The 23,102-nt window shown below is 53.1% G+C and carries 13 protein-coding genes and 1 tRNA gene; 8 read left to right on the forward strand and 6 right to left on the reverse strand.

Translation table 11 applies throughout. The features are described 5' to 3' along the window. Positions 1-4 precede the first annotated feature (4 nt). Complete coding sequence (gene carA / locus KI792_08820) at positions 5-1,177, reverse strand: glutamine-hydrolyzing carbamoyl-phosphate synthase small subunit (protein MBV6633120.1); 1,173 nt, start codon at positions 1,175-1,177, stop codon at positions 5-7. A 346-nt stretch (positions 1,178-1,523) separates the two neighbouring features. On the opposite strand from carA, the gene KI792_08825 reads away from it, so the two are divergent. The 3 genes from KI792_08825 to rpoD all read left to right on the forward strand — a co-directional run bounded on the left by KI792_08825 (position 1,524) and on the right by rpoD (position 6,389). Next, positions 1,524-1,997: a GatB/YqeY domain-containing protein gene (locus KI792_08825; GenBank protein ID MBV6633121.1), complete on the forward strand. Its 474-nt coding sequence runs from the start codon at positions 1,524-1,526 to the stop codon at positions 1,995-1,997. A 131-nt stretch (positions 1,998-2,128) separates the two neighbouring features. Further along, entirely contained in the window at positions 2,129-3,991 is a 1,863-nt protein-coding gene (dnaG, locus tag KI792_08830) for a DNA primase (GenBank protein MBV6633122.1), read from the forward strand. A gap of 322 nt (positions 3,992-4,313) precedes the next feature. After that, complete coding sequence (gene rpoD / locus KI792_08835; GenBank protein ID MBV6633123.1) at positions 4,314-6,389, forward strand: RNA polymerase sigma factor RpoD; 2,076 nt, start codon at positions 4,314-4,316, stop codon at positions 6,387-6,389. Between the two features lie 97 nt (positions 6,390-6,486). Here the strand turns inward: rpoD and KI792_08840 are convergent, their stop codons facing one another. Both KI792_08840 and KI792_08845 read right to left on the reverse strand, forming a co-directional pair. Further along, positions 6,487-6,894 (reverse strand): DUF3775 domain-containing protein, encoded by a 408-nt coding sequence (locus tag KI792_08840; protein MBV6633124.1) that lies wholly within the window; start codon positions 6,892-6,894, stop codon positions 6,487-6,489. 135 nt (positions 6,895-7,029) lie between these two features. Then, complete coding sequence (locus KI792_08845) at positions 7,030-7,449, reverse strand: DUF3775 domain-containing protein (GenBank protein MBV6633125.1); 420 nt, start codon at positions 7,447-7,449, stop codon at positions 7,030-7,032. A 266-nt stretch (positions 7,450-7,715) separates the two neighbouring features. Between KI792_08845 and KI792_08850 the strand changes: the two genes are divergently transcribed. Next, positions 7,716-8,528, forward strand: a complete 813-nt coding sequence (locus KI792_08850) for a DUF2628 domain-containing protein (protein ID MBV6633126.1) — start codon at positions 7,716-7,718, stop codon at positions 8,526-8,528. A 16-nt stretch (positions 8,529-8,544) separates the two neighbouring features. Here KI792_08850 and KI792_08855 read toward each other — a convergent pair whose 3' ends face one another. Next, positions 8,545-9,399, reverse strand: a complete 855-nt coding sequence (locus KI792_08855; protein ID MBV6633127.1) for a DMT family transporter — start codon at positions 9,397-9,399, stop codon at positions 8,545-8,547. 226 nt (positions 9,400-9,625) lie between these two features. Between KI792_08855 and KI792_08860 the strand changes: the two genes are divergently transcribed. After that, positions 9,626-9,702 (forward strand) — tRNA-Ile (locus KI792_08860). A 65-nt stretch (positions 9,703-9,767) separates the two neighbouring features. On the opposite strand, the gene KI792_08865 is transcribed toward KI792_08860, so the two are convergent. Both KI792_08865 and KI792_08870 read right to left on the reverse strand, forming a co-directional pair. Further along, positions 9,768-10,802 carry a tyrosine-type recombinase/integrase gene (locus KI792_08865; protein MBV6633128.1) on the reverse strand — a complete coding sequence of 345 codons (1,035 nt, stop codon included), beginning with the start codon at positions 10,800-10,802 and terminating at the stop codon, positions 9,768-9,770. An 11-nt stretch (positions 10,803-10,813) separates the two neighbouring features. Beyond that, positions 10,814-11,041, reverse strand: coding sequence for a hypothetical protein (locus tag KI792_08870; GenBank protein ID MBV6633129.1), 228 nt, complete (start codon positions 11,039-11,041; stop codon positions 10,814-10,816). Positions 11,042-12,406: 1,365 nt separating this feature from the next. Between KI792_08870 and KI792_08875 the strand changes: the two genes are divergently transcribed. The 3 genes from KI792_08875 to KI792_08885 form a co-directional block, all read left to right on the forward strand. Next, positions 12,407-13,075 carry a hypothetical protein gene (locus tag KI792_08875; GenBank protein MBV6633130.1) on the forward strand — a complete coding sequence of 223 codons (669 nt, stop codon included), beginning with the start codon at positions 12,407-12,409 and terminating at the stop codon, positions 13,073-13,075. Positions 13,076-13,085: 10 nt separating this feature from the next. Beyond that, entirely contained in the window at positions 13,086-13,670 is a 585-nt protein-coding gene (locus tag KI792_08880) for a hypothetical protein (protein MBV6633131.1), read from the forward strand. A gap of 699 nt (positions 13,671-14,369) precedes the next feature. Beyond that, positions 14,370-23,102 (forward strand): hypothetical protein (locus tag KI792_08885; GenBank protein MBV6633132.1); only part of this gene is annotated, 8,733 nt, incomplete at its 3' end.

Raw genomic sequence — 23,102 nt, forward strand, 5'->3', positions numbered from 1 at the left:
TGACTTACGCGGCGTTAGAGGCTGATTTGCTGGCGTCGATATTGTCCATGAAGCGCTGGAACAGATAGTGGCTGTCATGGGGGCCTGGTGAGGCTTCAGGGTGATACTGGACGGAGAAGATTGGCTTCCCGCTGACCGACAACCCTTCATTGCTGCCATCGAATAGGCTGACATGGCTGGGCGCCACGCCATCGGGCAGGCTGTCAGGCATCACACAGAAGCCATGGTTCTGGCTGGTGATCTCAACCTTACCAGTGGTCATATCCTTAACGGGGTGATTACCGCCGCGATGGCCATGGTGCATCTTCTCGGTCTTACCGCCGAGGGCGAGGGCCAGCAACTGGTGGCCAAGGCAGATGCCAAAGATTGGTTTGCCGGTCGCGATCAGGGTTTGCAGCGTTGGCACGGCATAGGTGCCGGTGGCCGCAGGATCGCCAGGACCGTTGGAGAGGAAGATGCCGTCCGGATTATGGCTCAGCACATCCTCAGCACTGGCGGTGGCGGGCACCACGGTAACGTCACAACCATGGCCGGCAAGCATGCGCAGGATGTTTCGCTTAGCGCCGTAATCGATGGCGACAACTTTGCGGACCGGGGCGGTCTGCTCACCATAACCTTCACCCAGCACCCAAGGGGTTTCGGTCCAATGATGGGTTTGGCGGCAGGTGACGTCCTTGGCGAGGTCCATGCCTTTGAGGCCCGGCCATTCCTTCGCCTTGGCGATGAGAGCATCGATATCGAGGTCGGGGCCGAAGCCGATCACACCCTTTGCGGCACCATGATCGCGCAGGCGGCGGGTCAGGCGGCGGGTATCAATCCCAGCAATACCGGTTAGGTCGTTTGATTTAAGCCAGTCATCCAGGCCGCGGCTGGCGCGCCAGTTGGATGGCTCGGTGATGTCGGCGCGCAAGATCAGGCCGCGCGCTGCTGGGGTGGTGGTTTCCAGATCTTCTAAATTGGCACCCACATTCCCGATATGGGGGAAGGTAAAGGTGATGATCTGGCCCGCATAAGAGGGGTCGGTCAGGATCTCTTGATAGCCGGTAAGGCTGGTGTTGAAGCAGATTTCACCGACCGTATCGCCGGGTTGCCCCAGTCCACGGCCCCAGAAAATGCTGCCATCATCAAGCACCAGTGCCGCATCGGCGCCGGTTGGACGGCCTGTGGTAGGCGTCATCGTCATAGCTGGAAAGGCCCTCGGGTCTCAGTTTCACGACGCGGCTCTAAAAGCACCAGAATGGCTGAATTCCGCGTAGGTTCTGTCGGTGGGCGGACCGGTTTTTCGGTGCCCTGACAACCCGAAGCCGGGAAAGTAATCGGTTCGCCCCCCTCTGGCTAGTGAAACTTCAGCCAATTATCCCATCACGCCCATGCGCCCCGCGCAGGGCAGGGGCGGTTCCCCTTGAATCCAACGGATTAGCATGTAACTTGACGATTGTTGCGGTGCCAAATACGGGCTGATTTGTCCACCGAGCGTCCCGCGACACCGCCCGATAACCGAGAGACTAACGGATACTGATTCCATGGCTGAGACACTGCGTGATCAATTCGCCCAAGGCCTGAAAGAAGCCATGAAGGCTAAAGAAAAGACGGCTGTTTCCACGCTGCGCCTAATCCTGGCTGCGCTAAAGGACCGCGACGTTGCCGCCCGCACCAAGGGGCAACTCGACGGCATCAATGACGATGAGATCCTATCCATGCTGCAGAGTATGATTAAGCAGCGCCAGGAGAGCATCTCTCTCTATGAGCAGGGTGGCCGCTGCGAACTTGCTGAGCAGGAGCGGGGTGAGGTTGCGATCATCCAGGGCTTCCTGCCTAAGCAGATCGAGGGCGATGAGCTCAACACCATTGTTGAGGGCGTGCTGACCGAGATCAGCGCTGCTTCAATTAAGGATATGGGCAAGGCCATGGGCCTGCTTAAGTCCCGTTATGCCGGTCAGGTTGATTTCGGCAAGGCGAGCCAACTGGTCAAACAGCGACTCGCAGGGGCTGCATAAGCACCCGAGTCGGTGTCCAGCCGATTTATCCACAAGCCATGCACCCGCTTATCCGAGGTTTTCTGTGCTTCGCGCCCGGAAAACCGTCGGCATGCTAGGTGCTGCGCGTCTGATCGCCTAACAATGGCGACATGAGTTTCACGCCCGAATTCCTTGATGAGCTTCGACACCGTCTGCCAGTCAGTCAGGTGGTGGGCCGTCATGTGCAGTTGAAGCGGCAGGGGCGAGAGTTCATTGGCCTAAGCCCGTTCAATAAGGAGCGGAGCCCATCCTTCACCGTTAATGATCAGAAGCAGTTCTATCACTGCTTCTCCAGCGGGAAGCATGGCGACATCATCAGCTTTGTTATGGATGTGGAGGGCTTGTCCTTCCCTGAGGCGGTTGAGGCCTTAGCCGGTCAGGCTGGCCTTGATGTGCCTAAGCCGACACGTGAGCAGGCTGAGCGGGCGGAACGCGCGAAGACCCTGCACGATGTTTGTGAAGCTGCCTGTCAGTTCTTTCAGCGCAGCCTGGCCGGGCCGGAAGGTCGCCAGGCTCGCGAGTATATTGAAGGGCGTGGGCTCGATGCAGCGGCGGTTGTACAGTTCCGCCTAGGCTATGCGCCCTCAGACCGCCAAGCCTTACGCAAGACCCTCGCAGGCCAGGGCTATAGCGATGATCTGATGGTTGAGGCTGGGCTGATCAAACGCTCAGATTATGGTGATCGGGATCCATTCTCATTCTTCTCCGACCGGTTGCTGTTTCCAGTTGCAGACCGACGTGGCCGGGTAGTGGCATTTGGCGGCCGTTTGTTGAACGGCGATGGGCCCAAATATCTAAACTCCCCCGATACCCCGCTCTTCCATAAGAGTAAGCTGCTCTATCACATGGATGGCGCCCGCTCTGCCTCGGCCAAGGGGCACACAGTGATCGTGGTTGAGGGCTACATGGATGTGATCGCCCTGGTCCGCGCTGGCTTTGGCGGTGCCGTGGCGCCGCTGGGCACAGCCCTGACCGAGGATCAGGTCGCCGAGGCTTGGCGCATTGCTGGCACTGGCGGTGCGGCGCCCATCCTTTGTTTCGATGGTGATAATGCTGGCCAGCGAGCCGCATTCCGGGCGGTGGAGCGGGTGCTGCCTCATCTGGCACCGGATAAAACCGTTCGCTTTGCCACCATGCCACCCGGTGAAGATCCCGATAGCCTGCTTAAATCGGGTGGCAAACAGCAGCTCATGGCCTGTTTGGAAGCAGCGGAGAGCCTAGTCGATAAGGTTTGGCAGCTTGAGATCGCTGAGCGGAGCTTAAACACACCGGAGAGCTGGGCCGGGCTGCGCGCGGCTATCGACCGCCGGGTTGGTGCCATTGCCCATGAAGATCTGCGCGGTTTCTATCGCCAAGAACTGCAGGGCCGCCTGCGCGACGCCAATTATCAGCAGCGGCAATCGCAGCGGCCGAAACAGCAACGTGGTGGCCGGTTTGAACCGGCGGTGAAGCCTAAGCGGATGGCGGCTGCAACCCCACTTGGTTTGCGCCTGGTGCTGAAGACCGTGATGAACCACCCGCCCCTCATCGACACCTATCATGATGAGGTGTGTGAGTTACCCTTCGCCGATCCTGAGTTTGCCGCGCTGCGTGACCTGATTATCGATGTTTGGTCCGGTGATCATGAGATCGATGGTGAGGCGCTTCAGCAAGCAGCCACGTCCGCTGGTTTAGCCGGCGCCTTAGGCAGGCTCGCGAGTGGTCAGGGGATTGAGTTCGTGGCTTTTGCCCGCCCTGGTACGCCGCTCTCAACCGCCAAGGCGGGTCTCAGAGAAACCCTTGCCAGCCTGCATGCGCAATCAGTTGCCTCAGAGCTTGGTGAGGCCGCGCGGGCACTGGCCGGGGATGCCGCAAAAGACAGCGAACCGACCGAAGGATTGGACCGCTGGCAGTCCTTGAACCAAGCGATGGTTGATGCCAAAACCGTGCTTGTTGGCAGCTCTCAGGGCTCTAACCAGGACGCAGATGGTTAGAAAAAGCCGCCAATGGCGGAAAAAGTTGGGAAAATATCGTCTCAAGGGCTGAAAATTTTCGTTTCATGCGCTATGTCAACCCCCATGTAAGAATGCGGGAAGATTAACCCGTGCGATTTTCATCCCGGCTCCTCATATGGAAGCGGTTGCGGTAATCGCACCATTTTACTGGGGTGTGGGACTAGAGATTGGGGGCCTTTCGCGGCCTCGAAAAGCGGGGCTGCTTGGGCTGACGAGTTCAATGCGCCCCTAGATGGTTAGAGCAGATTCCCGGGCTTTGCGGATTAGTGAGCACCGGTGATTTTTGAGGATAGCGAGCGGCATGGCCACTAAAGCAGCCACCAAAACGTCTGATAAAGCAGCCAAAAAAGGCGAGGATAGCGGCGATCAGCCCATGATCGACAATGTCGGTCAGGCGGTTAAGAAGATGATCGCGAAGGGCAAGGAGAAGGGCTACATCACCTATGATGAGCTGAACGCCGCCCTGCCAGCCGATCAGTACTCTTCCGAACAAATCGAAGACACGATGTCCATGCTCAGCGAGATGGGCATCAACGTTGTTGAAAACGAAGAGCAGGAAGAGCCCGAAGGCGATAAAGCTGCCAACTCCAATGATGATGACGATGAGGACGATAAGAAGCGTGCCTCCGGCAACATCAATGATGACGATGTTGGCCGCACCGACGATCCCGTGCGCATGTATCTGCGCGAAATGGGCTCGGTTGAGCTGCTAAGCCGTGAAGGCGAGATCGCGATTGCGAAGCGGATCGAAGCTGGTCGCGAGATGATGATCGGCGGCATCTGTGAGAGCCCGCTGACCTTGCTGGCCGTCACCCGCTGGTACGACGCCCTCCAAAGCGAAGAAATCCTTCTGCGTGAAATCGTTGATCTGGAAGCCACCTATGGCGGTATCCCAGATCCGAACGATGATGGTGATGCAGCCATCCACCTCCGCGGCAATGTCGAGGAGGAAGAGGAAGAGAAGCCAGAGGACGATAAAGCCGAGGACGACAAGGCTGAAGCTAAGTCCGACGAAGATGAAGAGGACGAGGAGCCCGATGAGGATGTCGAGAACGTCGATGAGACGTCCGACACCCCGGATACTGAGGAAGATGAAGACGAAGAGGGGCAAATGTCCCTTGCTGCCCTGGAAGAGGCCCTGCGCCCACAGGTGATGGAAGTCTTCGAAGAGATTGCAAAGAAGTACTCAAAAGTCGCCCATATGCAGGAAGCGCTCCTGCAGTCGTCGAAAGATGGCGTTGAGGCGGATGAGAAGCTTCGTAAGCAGTATGAAGAGCTGAACACCGACCTGACGGATAAGTTGAAAACTGTCCGCCTGAACAATGCCCGCCTTGAAGAGCTGTTTGAGCAGCTCTCCAACATGCAGAAGGCGTTGATGCAGGTTGAGGGCAAGATGCTTCGCTCTGCCGTCGATGCAAAGGTGAAGCGCGAAGATTTCCTCAAGCATTATTACAACGCCGAGCTTGATCCGAAGTTCTTTGAGCGGGTGAGCGTCCTAACCGGCCGTGGTTGGAAGCGCTTTACCACCAAGCATGAAGAGCTGGTCCATAAGACCCAGGCGCGTGCCGAAGAGATTGCCGATGATTTCGGCCTACCGATCAGCGATTTCCGTCGCATCTCAACCACCGTGCAGAAAGGCGCACGGGAGGCCGCGAAGGCGAAGAAGGAGATGGTTGAAGCCAACCTCCGCCTTGTGATCTCGATTGCCAAGAAGTACACGAACCGTGGCCTGCAATTCCTCGACCTCATCCAGGAAGGGAATATCGGCCTGATGAAGGCGGTCGATAAGTTTGAGTATCGCCGCGGTTATAAGTTCTCGACCTATGCCACCTGGTGGATCAGGCAGGCGATCACCCGTTCGATCGCCGACCAAGCCCGGACCATTCGTATTCCGGTGCACATGATTGAGACGATCAATAAGATCATCCGTACCTCGCGCCAGATGCTCCATGAGATTGGCCGCGAACCACAGCCGGAAGAGCTGGCCGAACGTCTCGGCATGCCGCTGGAGAAGGTTCGTAAGGTTCTGAAGATCGCTAAGGAGCCGATCTCCCTCGAAACCCCAATCGGTGATGAGGAAGATAGCCATCTGGGCGACTTCATTGAGGATAAGAACGCTGTCATTCCACTGGATGCGGCGATCCACTCCAACCTACGGGAAAGCACCACTCGGGTTCTGGCCTCGCTCACCCCACGGGAAGAGCGGGTGCTTCGGATGCGCTTTGGTATCGGTATGAATACCGACCACACGCTTGAAGAAGTTGGCCAGCAATTCTCGGTGACCCGGGAGCGTATTCGTCAGATTGAGGCGAAGGCCCTGCGCAAGCTTAAGCACCCAAGCCGGAGCCGTAAGCTACGCAGCTTCCTCGACACGTAAAACTTGCCCTCATAGCCAACCAAAAAAAGAAGCGCGGACCCTGCTGGGTGCCGCGCTTTTTAGTTGGAGGAAAACTGTAATCCGTAATGCCAGCCGTTTAACTGCCGTTCTCGGCCGCCTCTAAATCGTATTCAAGGCTGCTCAAGCCCTCTTCCAGATAATCGGCCAGCATCGCCATACCGCCCAGATAGGCTGCCGTGCGCGGGTTCCATCTGGCCTTGGCATCAGTAACAGCCTGGGGGAAATCATTGGCGGTGTAGTCACCACGGCCAAGCCAGGCGAGAGCGACCAACTCGCACTGCGCTTCCATTGAGAGTGTATCGATCGCGCCGGTTAGCTCTTCATCATCGGCGGCGGTCACCTTCTCATCGGCGAGCAAGGCGGCATCCTCAGCATGGGGAACGAAACCATCATGGGTGGCACGGTCGAGCTCCACCTGCTCCTCAGAGGCACGCATTTTGACGATGACGAAACCGGCCTCTTCCGGTTTTAGGTTCTGCAGCATGATCTTTCTCCGCCAAGCTTTTTGTCATCGCAGCTGAGGTAATCAGGGCAATGACGCTGTAACGGTGATCAGCATGGCAGGCTCGATGGGCCCCGGCCTTGATCGGGATCAATTATCCGTCGATCGGCGATTTGCTTATCGGCCGAATTCTGCCGCTTCCAAATCGTAATCCATTACTGACAGCCCTTCTTCCAGGTAATCGGCCAGCATGGTCATTCCAGTTAGGTAGGCCGGTGTGCGACGGTTCCAGCGATGCTTGGCATCCCTAAGAGCTGCGCGCCATTCGGCGGGTGTGTAATCACCCCGCCCGACCCAAGCGAGGGCGATTAACTCGCATTGCTCATCAACGGAGAGGCCGCCAATTGCGTCAGAGACTTCATCGTCTAGCGGCATGGTAAGAGGGCGATCGAGCAGCATCGATACCTCTTCATCGCTTGGGTCGAAGCTGCGGCGTGCACTGTCTCCAAAGCCCTCAAGCGGTTCATCTTCATCCCCGAAGCTTCGCATCCTTACGATGATATAGCCGGCGGTTTCCGGCTTTAGGTCCTGCAACATGGCGATCACTCCCTGATCTGGCTTTTGCTCCTTTGCCGCTAATTCGTTGGGCGGCGGTTGTTTTGTCTGGCCGGTTCTTGTCGCTTCTCGCCGACCGAATGCTGCCAATCTGATTGGCCCAGCACTGATGCTGTCATGAATTTGCCAGCTTGGCGTTAGAGGATGGGCGGTGACTGTTGGTGCACAAATCAGTGAATAAGGGGTGGCGACCATCCACACGGGTGCTAACTTCCTGTTCTGCAATAGATTGAAGCTAGGCGGCTGACATGGCCATCGATCCCCAAGACGACGCAAAATCTGATCAAAAAGCGACCTTGCCCGGGTTCCAGCGTGAGGCTGTCGGACAAAGTGACGATGGGGGTGATTCAAATGCGGGGGCCCCAGCGGATCGCGGGGGGCTAGGCCGTGATGGCAGCGGCGGTGTCTTGGTCGATGATCTGCCCGACGATCCACCGGTCGGTGATTTTGATCCGCTAGCCGAGCTTGATGACCCAAAGCCAGAGGCACGGACGCACCCAGCAACCAACCAGACCGGCAACGCGGGCGCGTCGAATACCTATAAAGAGCTGGCCTTCAAAGATTACGTCTTCAGCGATCGGATGGCTGATTGGCTTCTGGTCTATGTCGGGCCAAATCCAAAGCCCTATGCCGGAACCTATAAGCGAATGGTGAGGCGGCGCAGCACCATGCTCATCTCCTGGTCGTTCCCAGCCTTCTTCTTCACCCTGGCTTGGTTCATCTATCGCCGGATGTGGTTGCTGGCCTTGGTTCTGATGGGCGGGCCATTTCTGTTGGTCAACATCTCCCCCGTGATCTTCGCCAACACCTTTGGTGCCGTTCCATTCATTGGCGCGCTGCTTGGCAAAAGCATGTATCTCAACCGAGCCTTTCGACAGATCTATGCCATTGAGCAGATGTCGATTGGTGATGAACAGAAGCGTGAGCTGATTAAGGAGGCTGGCGGCATCTCGGTGATTGGTGGGGTGCTGGGCGCCTTTGCGATGATTACCGCCTATGGGATGGTGCTCGTGATGCTGGCAGCCTTACTGGGCGTTGCCGCGCAGCTGCCGACCTACTGATCGATACCAGTTTAGCTCACGCTTTCCGCCGTCTGGTCGCAAGCCAAACGCCAGCTGCCGCCACCGCCATGCCGAGCAGCTGAATGACCGTCATCTGCTCATCAAACATGAGGTAGGCGATAATCGCCGTGACCGGTGGCACCAGGTAGAACTGTGTCGCCACTTTGGATGCAGCACCATGGCGAAGCATCAGCACCAACAGGCTGATTGCACCGATTGACAGCACCACGCTTAGCCAGAGCAGCGCGAAGACGAACTCGCCCGTCCAGGTGACCTCGTTCGTTTCGAGTAAAATGGCGAAGGGCAGGGTAGCGAGCAGTGCGCCCACATATTGATAGAAGGCGCCAGACCACAGGGGCACGTTCTGGGCCTTCGCTCTCTGAACTAGGGTGCCGAGGGTGATCGCAAACAGACCGAAGATGCAGGCCAGAACACCGGTGAGGTTAATGCCCTCAACAACGCCCGCCTGAAGCCCCGGCAGAAGCACAGCAATAACCCCAAGAAGTCCGAGCCCGAGGCCAGCCCATTGCCGTTTGCCAATACGCTCTTTCAGAAACATACCCGCTAGAAGCGCCGTCGCGATGGGCTGTAGGCCGACAATGATTGCGGCAATCCCTGCAGACAGGCCGATGCTGATGGCCCAGAAGACAGCGCCCAGATAACCGGCATGGGTCAGAATGCCGATGGTTAGGCTGGCGCCAATCTCGGCGCGCCCCAGCCGGGATGGCTTGAGCCATAGGATAGCTAAGCAGACCAAGCCAATGACAAAGGCATATCGCAGGCTAAGGAAGGTAAAGGGTTCGGCGTAGGGCAGGCCGTATTTTGCGCCGATGAACCCAGTCGCCCAAAGCGGGACAAACGCCACCGGCATTAGCTTGATGACCAGATCTTGTTCGTCCCCGCTAGGCTGCGCCGGGGCATCCTTTGGCGTTGCGGATGATTGATCGTCAGTCATTGATTGGCAGAAGCAGTGTGAAAAAGTGCCGGATGGCGAGCGCCAAGAGCGATAGCATATTCCGTTACTAGATCGCTTGGAAAAGCCACTGTCGCAAACCGCTTTTCCGCAGCCTCATCATTCGCTACACAGGGCAACGGTGGGGCCTGTAGCTCAGCTGGTTAGAGCGGACCGCTCATAACGGTTTGGTCGGGGGTTCAAGTCCCTCCGGGCCCACCAACCTGTTTTTATATCATTGAAAAATAAAGAAAGTAGCCGTTTTGTGACTAACCTAATCCGGTCGGTTAGTCACATTGGTTCTCTTTTTGAACTTTCTCCGCAGCGCGTCCGGCAGACTTTCGTCGTGAATAGTCCCTGACATAAGTCTCTAGCTCGCGGAGGGATTTATGGCCCGTAATGCTAGCGATCTCCAACGTTGTGCCCCCAGCATCGCCTATTCGCTTTGCAGATGCCTTTCTAAGGCCGTGAGCGGAACAGTTCTCCGGTAGTCCAGCCTCACGGCATTGCTTCTTGAACCAATTCCCAAACCCAGCATGGGTGAATGGCTTTCCGTGAGTCGTTAGGAGGAAAGTCAGCTGGCCTTTCGTTTGACTGATTTCTGCATTGAGATCAGCTGTGATTGGAGCCTCAACTCTGGCACCCGTCTTCTTCTGTCGGAAATCAATCCAGCCATCTTTGACATGTTGCCAACCTAGCATAATCACGTCCTGACGGCGGCAAGCAGTGTCCAGTAACAGTTGATAGGCCAGACGAGCTTTTGTGCCAGGCTTATGGTGTCGTTCAAACTGAGCTCGTTCCTCGTTCGTCCATGTATGGAAACCGCTGCCGTTCATCTTCAATAGCTTCACATCCCGTGCTGGATTTTCCTCCGCTAGATCATTTTCCATGGCCCAAACGAACAAAGCCCGGAGAGTTTTGATCAGGCGATTGGCCATAGACGGTGTTCTTTGTCGCTCGTCTCTCCATGTGCGAATGTGACGTGGGCGTAGTTGATTGAAGGGATTTTCAAGGCCCTCAATGTTATCGAGCATGTTACGTCTGCTGCGCCGCGTGTGTGGCGCTAGCCTTTTGAACTCATGGCTTTGGAAATACTGGTACAGCAGCCAGCCAAATGTACTGCGTGGATAGTCTGCGAGGCTTTTAGGCTGGGCTGTTTTGTGCTCTGTGCCGCTTAGGGCGTTGTGATAGGCTGCAAAAAAGTCCGGGTCGGTGGGCGGCGGAAGAGGAACCGTCTTGAAGCCTCTACGGCGAAATCTGTAACGCCACTTGCCGTGTCGATCACGGTAGCTATTCACATATTTCAGATTAACTTTGCCCAAGGCGGGGTGTCCTATCTGTCCCATGGGTTACCTCCAGAGTCTGACAAACTCTCGAATCCCTCGTCAATCTTGAAGCGATCCCAGCGTACACTGCCGTCAATTTTCAACGGTTTTGGCATGCGGCCATCCTTCACAAGCTCGTCAAATTTTGTGGTGCCAATGCCGATATAGGCGGCGGCTTGCCGCCTGGTGAGCCCTCTTGGGGGTAACGACAAAGGAAGAATTTCGTCTTTTTTCATAACGAAAACTCCCTTGCCCCTTGGCACAGATAGAACCCTGCTGACATGCATGTCGCGCAGTGAAGCACCAGACCAGGGCCGGTGCGTGATCTACTAGCTGTCTCTATTTTATTGATGGATCGGCTGCTGCTCTAAGTCTCTCGAAAACTAATCGAGCTGCGTCGCACGTTGTCAGTTTAGTCCAGACGCACTTAACCGTTGGGCCCCAAGATCAAGTTTTTTCCGTAACCAGTCAAGCAAAAAAGTTGCTGGAATTTTGAGGTTAGAGTATAGACTTAAAAGTCTTCAATATTTCTTCGCGGATATATGGTTAAAACGCGAATTTTGGGGGTAATTAGCCGGATTTTAGATGAATTTTTCTTCAGAAGTTGAGCCCAAATGTCGATTCATGGGAGAGTTTAGAGCATTTACGGGAGGTTTACGGGAGGGTTCGCCGTTTTTTCGTTTTTGTATTTATCATTAAAAGTCAGCTGTTTATCGAATTTTACGGGAGGAATGGGAGGAACGGGAGGGTTCTCGCAACCCTTCATATATGTGCGCACCTGCCTGTGCCTGCGTGTGAGACTTTATCTAAACAACACTCCCATTACTCCCATTCCTCCCGCGATCATAATTAACCAATTGATAAGTTTGTATTTTTTTTTGCCACTAGAAACTGAAACCCTCCCGTAAACCTCCCGCAAACACCCAAGCCCTCCCGCAAAAGATAAAAAAGGGTGATGTTTCCAATTATATTTACTCAAGATTTTGGCTTTGGGTCCCTCTGAAGGGCTCCAAATACGGGTAAATTTGCCGTGACATGTTTCCAGTTTCATGGGGGAAGATCTGGGTTCCGATTTTATCGGTACCGGTTCCGATAATCGGTCGTCTTTTTGGACTGTCAAAGGGTGCGCATGGTGAGATCGAGCTGTCCTCAGGATTCGAGAGTCGGACGATCGCTTTCGGAAGTTGAGGCGACAACAGTTCTTTGTGCTTTGACGTGAAGTCCTTGAGTTTCGGAGTCTCCTAGAGCGGAACATAGGAGCTCAGAATCGGCACGATCCACGGACCGTTCCCGATATCAGCCAAGGTTATCGGCTCCTTACGCGTAAAGGCTTTCGCGTGGCAGTCCAGTTTGTGGTAACTGGCCATATCAATGGATTCTGTGATCATGTGATGATCAACGTCACGCAATAGCTCGTATCTAGGTCCTTACCGATGAAGGGGCTCAGATCATCGCGGTTCATGCCACCTGTCATTGCAGGGATCAGTCTGTGTTTTCATCTCGGATGAAGATCTAGGCAAGGTACAGACGCTAACGGCGGACATGCTCCCGAACGCCTACAGAGCCAGACCTTAACCTACCAACTTCTTCGGAGTTGCCAGGTGCCATATTTCTTACTATTTTATGATCCAGGAAATGAATCTAATGTGCGTATCAACGTTAAATTTCCCCCAAAGGTAGCTCCTTCTGTGCGCTGGCAATCGACACTGAGAATTTCGGCCTGTGCCCTAGCCTCAATATGTTGTTTTGCGGTTTTGAGCACCCGAGCGGAAACCCTAAACCATTCCTTAGTTGAGGGGCCCAGTGTTGATTTGTCTTTATGGGCATCTCCGAGTGTTAGCTTCATAGATCCTGAAGAGCTTAATTACTATGAAGAAAAGGCCATTCAAAATAACGCATTAGGTTTCTTCAAATCATTTGTTGTAAATGTAAAATCAGTAAAATCATACAATACATTGGATGTTGGGTCTTTCGATGTTGAGCTTATCAACTATGCCCCAATAAGTACCCTATCCAGATCCGAGGAAGAGCGGCTGAAGAATTTATTGACGCGCTTAACCATGGATCATGAGCTAGTCTGCCATGCACGGTGCTTGCATACAAACAGAGTTATTGCTGCTTGTCGGTATTCAAAGAGGAGTGCCCAGGAACAGGTGCTTGCCGAGGATGATGACACCTTAATTTATGTGCATAATATTATGGCCAAGGAACCAGAGCTGTCTTATGAGGCTTTTCAACCGCTCATTAATTCACAATGTTACTTGAAGTAAATTAAAGTTGATGGTTTTAGATATGATGTCAATAATATTCTCAATCTGCTTTTTTATTTTTACAGCCATAATTTCATTTAATTTTTTTCCAGCAAATGCTAGCGAAGATTTAAATTTTTTAACAAAAAAGGAAGTGCGTATAAATTGGTTAGATCCAAATTTAGAAATATTCAATAAATCAGAGTATGATGAATTTAGTCAGATATTCAATGGCAAAGACTATGTTCAATACCGTAGAGTATTTAAATTAAATATAGAAAAAGCTACTTCCTATAATATTATTGATACGGGGAATTTTCACATTCAGCTGGTTGGTTATGAGGCAGCAAGAAGCCTTTCTGAAAGTGACAGAGCTCGGCTAACGAGCACACTAAATGAACTGACCGCTGGATTTGACTTCATTTGTCAATCGATATGTTTTGAGCCAGATCGTGTCGTTGCCGACTGCCGCTTCAACAATCGAAAGTGGGAGCAAGATGGTGGAGTAGGGCCGAGGCCTCCAGTATTCAATCCATCTGCGGAAATGGCTGAGCATGATGGGGTGTCGTCTGATGCATGGCTCGAACGTATTAGTATTCGGTGGTGTGCCCCGTAAATTAGACCAGTTTATCAAGAGGCTTTGAGTATGCTGGATTTAAATTCACTAACTATATCAAGGTTCTTCGATAGGTTGGAAATTACAACCTTCGACTTTCTTTCAGGGGAATTCCAAACTGATCTACAGCCACAATTAGATTTTACGTATACACCATTCCCGGGCGTAAAAGTTGCTGGAGAGTTTGATATTTCAAGAGTAACAGAAGTATTTTCGATTGATACATTCGGGGTGATGGGCTCTCCGATAATAACAGTAGATGAATCTATTCTCGCTTCGCTGATTTTACCTGAGACTATTTCTATTGAGTTTCAGATTAAGAAAGGAAGCCCTGTAATTCAAGTCGGCGCTCAAGTTGGTATTGAATTGATTTTGCCGGACACGATCGAAGTCAGTCAATTTATTGAAACTTTGCCTGATATTGAATTTATAGAATTGCTGGAATTGGATGGAAAAGTTTATGCGGGGATTTCAAATACTATTTTGAACTCAATCAACTTAGACAGCGTTCTAACACTGCGATATGAGAATGAAACACCCACAGACAATGGCCAAATAGTATTCGGGCTTGAGAATGATGTTGGCGTTTCTTTTCCAATTAGTGGTAGCCAATCTATAGGGCTATCCCTGCAGTTGTCGGTAGAAAACACCATCACGTCTTTTTCAACTTCAACAAATGAGTTGATAAAAGTTTCCGAATTGAAGCCAGGCATCAATAACTCTTTCCTAAATGCCGATATTTTTTTCTGGGAAAATGTCGATGGTGAGGCCGGCAACGATACCATTATTGGCGATGGTGGGGGCAATGTCCTAATCGGAGGTGAGGGAGATGATGAAATTAAAGGTGGTGCTGGGTCTGACACTCTAATAGGGGATGGTCTGGGCCCGTTTGAATCTAGCGGATCTGATCAGCTCACTGGTGGGGGGGGGAATGATTATTTTGTCGTAGACAGTTTCGGAGATGATAAATTTTGGGGGCATGCTTTTTCTACTGACACAGTAGTTTTTGGTGAGATTTATGACTCAAGTATCAGCTTTGATTTGAGCGATGAAAAGTTTCTTTATAACGATACATCCATTGAATTTGAAAAAGTAGAAAATGTTGTTGGATCGAGGTTCGATGATTTTATAACGGGGGATAGTAATGATAATGTTATATACGGGGGAGGGGCTGATGTTATTGGAGATGTTATTTTTGGGAGTGGGGGCAATGATGTATTCTATGGCGGAAGGCCAGATAATGTTCTTGATATAATCAATAATGAATCGAGAATATCATATGTCAATAATGATTATTCTGTGTCAGTAAATTTTGGCTCTGGCATTGTTTCAAAATCAAATAATGATCAAGACCAGGCTTTTGGATTTAGAATCTATGAGTTGAGTAATAAAAATGATGATGTGATCATCTCTGATTTGTCATTTTTAGATGGTATTGCATCTGGGACTTTTGGGTTTTTTAATGGTTTAAATGGAGTTGATACTCTCGATATATCCGGAATTGGCAATGAATTTGACGTTAATTTCAACAAGGGTACGGGGTTATTAACCGTCGGCGACAAAACTATACAGTTTGTTAACTTTGAAATACTTATCGGTCCTAATGGTGCTCTCACGTATTTCGGTGACGAAGGTATTGAAGACATAAGGGGAAATGACGCCGCCGATATTATGTATGGTGATGGCGGCGATGACGTTATCTCAGGCGGCGGTGGTAATGATGGTATCTACGGTGGCGCCGGCAACGACACAATCGAGGCTGGCCAGGGCAACAGCGTTGTCTATGGTGACGCTGATGATGATGTTCTAACGGATCCCTCCGACAGCGATTTTGTCACCGTGCTCTATGGCGGGGATGGTGATGACACCCTGTATGGTGGCGCGAATGGCGTGATCTACGGCGATGCCGGTTCGGACGTGTTCTACGTCACGAGTGGCACCGCTGTTTATGCAGGACTATCGGATGTAGCTGTATTTGGATCTGGCGGCACGCTGTTCATTGACGGCGCTGAGGTCACTGAGCTGACTGAACAAGAGGATGGCAGCTATCATTCAAACGCCACCGGCAGTACAGCGATAACCCTGATCGACGGGCGTGCCATTTTTGGCGCCGGGGACAATGCCTTTATTGCTGATAGCGTCGTCGGTCTCGGCATCACGACAACGCCGTTTCAATCGACCGTGTCTCCCGATAGCGGTGGGGGCGCGGCTGGCAGCGGCGGCAAATTCTTCAAGGGGGACAACATCAATCCTGATGGTGAGGGGCCGGATAATTTTCCCGGCTCCCCCGTGGCCGACAACATCGATGGAACTAGCGATCGCGATACTATTGACGGTTATCAGTTGAATGATGTTCTCAATGGGCTTGGTGGTAACGACAACATCAACGGTGGCGATGGCAACGATCAACTCGATGGTGGTCCCGGGAGCGATGTTGTTAGTGGCGACCAAGGCAACGATGTACTTGTTGGTGGAACTGGTAATGACACGCTTCATGGCGTGGCAGGCAACAACACGCTGTCCGGTGGCAGCGGTCAGGATCAACTTAATGGTGGCAACAATAACGATATCCTGAATGGGGAATCTGGATTTGACGATCTAAATGGCGGCGGTGGACAAGATACCCTGAAAGGTGGTGACGGCCGGGACAACCTTGATGGCGGTAGCGGTAATGACAGTCTAGATGGTGGTGACCATGCAGACTATCTTGACGGCGATGGTGGCAATGACACGGTGAATGGCGGCGATGGTCGTGACACGATTGTTGCCGATAGCGGTGATCAGGCCGATGGCGGGAATGACTATGACCTGTTGACCACCAACAATGTGACACAGGTGGACCTGGTCAATCAGTTCCAGAACTTCGAGAAGGTTAGTGCCTCCGGCAGTAATGTGACTGTTGAGGGTGGCTCCTTAAGCACCGATTTCTTCATCTCGTTGAATGCGTCGGGTAATGGCCAGGTCAATACCGGCAGTGGGCATGACAAGATTACGGTGTCGGGGTCCAGTATGGCGACCGTGGATGCCGGTGGTGGGCATAATTCAGTCAGCCTAAACTCTGTGACGTCCTACAGTATCAATGCCGGTGATGGGTATGATGAAATCAGTGTAGCTGGCACCGCGGATGGGTCGGTTACTGATACCGGTGGCAATAATGACATCAGTGTCGGTATCGGCAACGCCACAGTAGAAACGGGTGAGGGTGACGACACCATTTCAGCCGGTATGGGTGATGCGTCCATCACTGATAGCGGTGGTAATAATCGGATCGATATTGGGGCGGGCAACAGCACGATCAGCACCGCCATAGGCTCCGACACAATCTCCGCTGGCGATGGCGATCATACTATCACCGATACGGGTGCTGCGGACGACGCAAACCACGTATCTGTCGGCGAGGGCGCAAGCGACATTACCATGGGTGATGGTGCTGATACCATTAACCTGGGTTTGGCGACTGGTGATGGCCATTTGGTTGACGCTGGTGCCGGCAATGATCTCGTTACTGCTTCGGGCAATCGCTTGGACATCAGTCTCGGTGAGGGCTCGGATACTCTTGATGCAAGTGCCATCACTGGCAACGTTACTGTTACCGGGGGGGAAGGTGACGATCACATTACCCTGCAAGGCGATGGACAGTTCTTCGTTGATGTGACGGGGGCAGCTGAAAACTTCAATAATGTTAACATTATCAAGACGGGTGGGTCAGGCACCGATACCGTTGTCGGTGGTGCCAGCACTGACCATATCAATGTCAATAGCAACGACGGTAACTTCTTCATCGATCTTGGTAATGATGACAATGCCGATGTTGTCACCATTAACGCCGAGCGTGCCACGATCACCGCTTTAGGTGGCGACGACAAAATCACAAGTAACACGCAGCATGCCGATATCTTAACCGGTGATGGCGATGACACGATTAATTTCGCCGCTGACTCTATCCTTGCTGGTGATGCCACCATCGAGAGTGGTGCTGGTGATGATTTCATTAGTGCCTCCCGCGGTGATTTCATCATCAACACCGGCACAACAGATGCTGGTGCGGATGTTGTCTCGGTCTGGTCAAGTGCTAGTGTTTTGAGCAATGCCACCATCAATACCGGCGACGGCGTTGATTACATTCTGGTCAATGGGGCGAACTTCACGATTGATGCCGGTCAAGATGACTTTGCCGACACCGTGATTGCCGACCAGGCTGATTTTGTTGATGTGACGACCGGTGGGGGCGATGACTATGTCCGGGTTGATGGGCAGCAACTTCAAGCCCAGACATCACCGCTTGTTTTCACGGTCAACACTGGTGATGACGCCGATACCATCCTTTCCCTAGGTGCAACCAACATACCTAGCCAGGGGACAATTGTTGGTGGCGATGGCGATGATTATGTCGACCTGAACAAGGGTGCCTTCTCAATTGATGTGGCGGGAACTGACGCTGGCAATGATTCCGTTCGGGTCTTCTCAGGCAGCGGCACCATTGAGGCTGGGGATGGTTCAGACACTATTCGGGCAGATGGGACCGTCTTCACCATTGATATCGCTGGGTCTGATGATAGCCGCGATTTCGCCCATGTAACCGCGGATACGGCCACCATTCTTGGGGGGGAGGGATCAGACTCCATTCAGGTGCGCGGTGATGACTTTGTCATTGATGTTGAGGATGTCGTATCGGGGGATGACACGGTTAGTGCTGATGTTGAAGGATCGGTCGATATCAAGACCGGTGCCGGTGCGGACAGCGTCACCGTATGGGGGCGCATTGATTTACCCGAAAGAGGGTCCGGCTTTGCAGGTAGTGTTACGCTTAACACCGAAGGCGGCGATCCCGGCTCTTTTGACGATGATGTTATTGATGTTCGGGCGGTAAGTGCGACCATCACCTCCGGTAACGATGGCGACCTAATCACGGGGAGTATTGAAACCGCCGTGATTAATGCCGGTGGTAACGACACGGCCGGTGATACGATCAGCCTATCCTTCTCCTCCGCCGCAACGATTATTGGTGGCGAGGGGGCGGATAGTATTCAAGCGGTTGAATCTGGTGATCTGCTCATCGATGTCGAGGATCAAATCTTTGGCGACGATACCGTCAAGTTTGAGGCGTCAGGATCAGTTTTGGTCCGTACTGGTGTTGGTGATGACCTTATAGACAGTAACGCCAATGCGGCTACCATCCTGGGGGGGGAGGGTGCGGACTCAGTCATTGCATCTGGTGAAGATGCAACAAGAAGCTCCGGGCCTTTGCATATTGATGTGGTCGGGTCGAATGACGATCATGCCCATGATTACATCAATATCTCTGGTGGCAATGCAACGATCCTTGCTGGCGGTGGGGCGGATACAGTCCAGGGTGGGGTTGGCGACATCCTTATTGATGTTACGACAACCCCGGTCGAGGGCGACACGGTCACCCCTGAGCCACCTGATGATCTTGGCGACTTTGTAAACGTCTCCATTACCGGGGGTTCAGCCGTCACCATCGCTGGCGGCAATGGTGCCGATACGATTGACGCCCGTGGTGATGATGCGGCGGCCGTTCGTGTTGATGTGGCGGGCGACGACATTGCCGATGACCACGTTATTACACGTGGCCAGTTTGCCGATATTCGAACGGGCGCCGGTAGCGATACGATTTCCCACGCGTCAGGTGATTTCTACATTGATGCATCAATTCCAACCAATGATGCCGATGATTTACTCATCCCTGATGACGACAGCATCGGTGTGTCCGGGGGGGCAGGGACCATCATCGGTGGCCACGGCGATGATTCCATCCAGGTCAGCAATGCAGATGGTTATGTTCTTGTCGATGCTAGTACGACCGTTGCGGGTGGCGATGACAACGACACAGTGTTGATCAGCGGTAGTGCCGTTACAGCGATAGTCTACGCTAATGCTGGTGATGATGAGGTGTCTGCTTTTGCCTCTTCAGTTGAGATATATGCCACTGGGGCTGGCGCCAATAATTTGTTCTGGAGCGGCGCACAAGCCCTGGTGTTTGCCGGTGATGGTGCCGACACTATCGGTGGCAGCGGCTTCGATAATGCGATTGTCTACGGCTATTCTGGCGATGATTTCCTGGAGTTATTCCCTGCGGAAGATGCCTCGTCGATCGAATTCTATGGCGGTAGCGGTAGCGACACCGTCACTTTCGGTTCAACCCCGTTTAATGTCGCCGTGGCCTATATTGATCTGGGTGGGTTGAGTGATGAAACTGATAGCACTGTTAACATTGGCGCCACGAATTCTACCATCATTGGTACCAACGGCGATAACAGCATAACCGTCGATGGCATCCCGAACTCAATATTGACCGGTGATGGGGCAGATACGGTTTTTGTTGGTAATCCAAATGTTGAGAGTGATGTCGACCTCGATTTTGATTTAGGCGAAGGCGACAATCATCTCACCATCGTTAATCCCGATGGCGGATCTGTCGTCGTCGGCTCGGGCGATGATTATATTGAGATTGAGCATAATGGCGCGGGCTCACCAACAGCAATTGACCTGTTTGTCGGTGCTGGCTCCGATACAGTCATTGTTGAGGGCGACCAGTATGAAATCTATGGCCTGAAGGGCGATGATTTCATCCGGATGGAGGCGATCAGCAACGGCCAGTCCACGCTGTTTGGCGGGGATGGTAATGACACGATTTATGCGGGTAATGCCGGTGGTGGCAACCTCATCGATGGTGGTGACGGCGATGACCTGATCTATGGATCGGATGGCGGTGATACCCTGCGCGGTGGCTTGGGGTCTGACACGATCATCGGTCTCGCGGGTGATGAGGCCATTGGCGGTACTCTTGATGAAATCGATGGTGATTTCGTTAAGAACTTTGGCTCTCAGGCCTCGCTTACCGTTGAGGGCCTGTTTGGGCTGACGGCTGATGGTTTATCTATCGAGTATGTCGGCGACAATACCAACATCACCTTCGATACGCCGTCTGGTACCAAAACCATTACCTTGGACTTCGGTTTGGTACTTGGGGCAACGCCGGTGGAGGTTGCCGGTGTCGGCACAACCTTTGATCTGGTCGCCGCCGCGGGCGGTTTGGGTAGCTTTACCGAGACGATCATCGGCACCGGTGATGCGGATCAGCTGACCAACACATTTGATTCATTGCAATGGGTGATCTACGGGCTGGATGGCGCTGACACCTTAGCTGGTGCTGATCGAGACGATGAGCTGCTGGGCGGTGGCGGCGCAGATCTTCTCTATGGCTTCGACGGTGATGATGAGCTCTTCGGCGGGACTGGCGCTGACACGCTCTTTGGCGGTGATGGCAATGACTTCTTCGTTGGCACCTATGCTGAGCTTGACGGTGACTACATCGAGGACATTGAGATCGCTGGTGGCGTCGTTATCGAACAGATCGGCGTCGCAGGCGTTTTCGATCTGGATCTAACTGGCATCACCACTAGCTTTGATGGCACTTACACCACCCTATCATTAAGCAGTGCATCAGGCTCTGCCGACATCTTCATTCGCGGTGAATTCTCCGTTCAGGAGACAGTCGTCGAACCTGGTGAGGGAACAGCCATATTGCTGAGCTTGGGTGGGCCAAACCTTGCTGGCACATCCAATGCCGATAGCCTAGAGGCAACGACGAATGAAGATTGGGCCATTTATGGCAAGGGGGGGAATGACAGCATCTTCGGCGCGGGTGGCGATGACATTCTCTATGGTGAGGATGGCGAAGACTTCATCTATGGCGCAGCTGGTGACGATGTGCTCGATGGTGGGGATGGTGAAGACTTTATCCTCGGCGAGGCAGGCAATGACACGTTGGTTGGTGGTGCTGGCAATGACGCCCTGATTGGCGGCGCTGGCGCGGATCTGATCTATCTGGGCGGTGGTGATGATCTGTTTGCCGCTGAGGATGTGGCCCACCTTGAAGCTGACACGATTGAAGGGCTTGGGGCGGATGATCAGCTGTTGTTGGTCGATCAGTTCGGCGTCACAGACAGCAATATCAACACCGTATACAGCAACGGCATTACTACGGTCACGTTAACCGAAGGCGGTAACAGCACCAGCTTCTCAATCATTGGCAATTTTGTTGCCAACAGCCCAATGGAGGAAACCGCTGATCCTATGTTCAGCGGTACTTTCATAAGCTTCTCTGGGGTTTTGGCGGGCACATCTGGTGATGATCTGATCGATGTTGTGGCGGGCGGCGCTACCTATCTTGATGGTGGGGATGGGGCCGACACGATTACGGTAACAGATGGCGATAACCTGATCCTCGGACAGTTGGGTGATGACGTGTTATCCGGTGCTGACGGTGCCGACAGTATTGATGGTGGTAATGGTAATGACACCATCTATGGCAATCTTGGTGCGGACCTGCTCTACGGCGCTTTGGGCAACGACCTCGTTTACGGCGGTGACGGCAATGATCAGCTCTTAGGTGGCGATGGTGCTGATACCCTAGACGGTGGGGATGGTGCCGATACGCTGACCGGCGGCGGCGGCGCCGACCTATTCTACTTAAGCAGCGATGGCGGAGACACCATCAACGGCGGCAGCGGTATTGACGCGATTGATGCCAGCGGGCTGACCCATGGTGTGACGGTTCATCTATGGAACAGTGTGTTCGGAACGGGGGGCTATGATAACGACATCACCGGCATTGAGATCGTTTATGGCACGGCCTCTGGCGATGTGTTCTGGAGCGCCAATAACATCAATGACACCTTCTATGGCGGTGATGGCAGCGACACCTTCTACATCAGCAAAAATGGCGGTGATTATCGTGCTGGCGGTGATGGTGCCTATCGTGACTTGCTTGTGGCAAATGGATCTGCCGGTAATGACATCGACCTAGCGGCGGGGACGGCAGTTCTTATTAGCGATACGACAGGTATCGTCGACACTCTAATCGGCTTTGAGGATGTTGATGGCAGTATCTATGGCGACATCATCTCAGGTGATGCTGGTGACAATGAACTTGTCGGCCATGGTGGCGATGACGTGTTCTTCCTCACGTCGGGTACCGACACAATCGATGGCGGCAGCGGTAGTGACGCGGTTGATGCCAGTGGACTGACCCATGGCGTAACGGTCCAGCTTTGGGAACGGATTTTTCAGTCAGGTGGTGACAGCACCTATGTCTCCGGTATTGATATCGTTTACGGCACGGCCTCTGGCGATGTGTTCTGGAGTGCCAACAACATCAGTGAAACCTTCTATGGCGGTGATGGTAGCGACACCTTCTACATTGGCAACAATGGCGGTGATTACCGTGACGGCGAGGGTGGCGCCGATTGGATAACCGCTGCTAACCGTAACGGTGGCGTCAATATCAACTTCAGTGCGAATAAGAGCACCAACGAGGATGGTGACGAAGACACCTTGCATAACATTGAGCATGCCATTGGCTCTGGCTTCAATGACACGATCACTGGCGATCTGAACAACAACCAG

The organism is Alphaproteobacteria bacterium SS10, from assembly GCA_019192455.1.
GTDB lineage: Bacteria > Pseudomonadota > Alphaproteobacteria > TMED2 > TMED2 > TMED2.

Bases quoted from the DNA above. Each gene is read 5' to 3' on its own strand.
- carA (MBV6633120.1), bottom strand. From the start codon at position 1,177: ATGACGCCTACCACAGGCCGTCCAACCGGCGCCGATGCGGCACTGGTG.
- KI792_08825 (MBV6633121.1), top strand. From the start codon at position 1,524: ATGGCTGAGACACTGCGTGATCAATTCGCCCAAGGCCTGAAAGAAGCC.
- dnaG (MBV6633122.1), top strand. From the start codon at position 2,129: ATGAGTTTCACGCCCGAATTCCTTGATGAGCTTCGACACCGTCTGCCA.
- rpoD (MBV6633123.1), top strand. From the start codon at position 4,314: ATGGCCACTAAAGCAGCCACCAAAACGTCTGATAAAGCAGCCAAAAAA.
- KI792_08840 (MBV6633124.1), bottom strand. From the start codon at position 6,894: ATGCTGCAGAACCTAAAACCGGAAGAGGCCGGTTTCGTCATCGTCAAA.
- KI792_08845 (MBV6633125.1), bottom strand. From the start codon at position 7,449: ATGTTGCAGGACCTAAAGCCGGAAACCGCCGGCTATATCATCGTAAGG.
- KI792_08850 (MBV6633126.1), top strand. From the start codon at position 7,716: ATGGCCATCGATCCCCAAGACGACGCAAAATCTGATCAAAAAGCGACC.
- KI792_08855 (MBV6633127.1), bottom strand. From the start codon at position 9,399: ATGCCGGTGGCGTTTGTCCCGCTTTGGGCGACTGGGTTCATCGGCGCA.
- KI792_08870 (MBV6633129.1), bottom strand. From the start codon at position 11,041: ATGAAAAAAGACGAAATTCTTCCTTTGTCGTTACCCCCAAGAGGGCTC.
- KI792_08880 (MBV6633131.1), top strand. From the start codon at position 13,086: ATGGTTTTAGATATGATGTCAATAATATTCTCAATCTGCTTTTTTATT.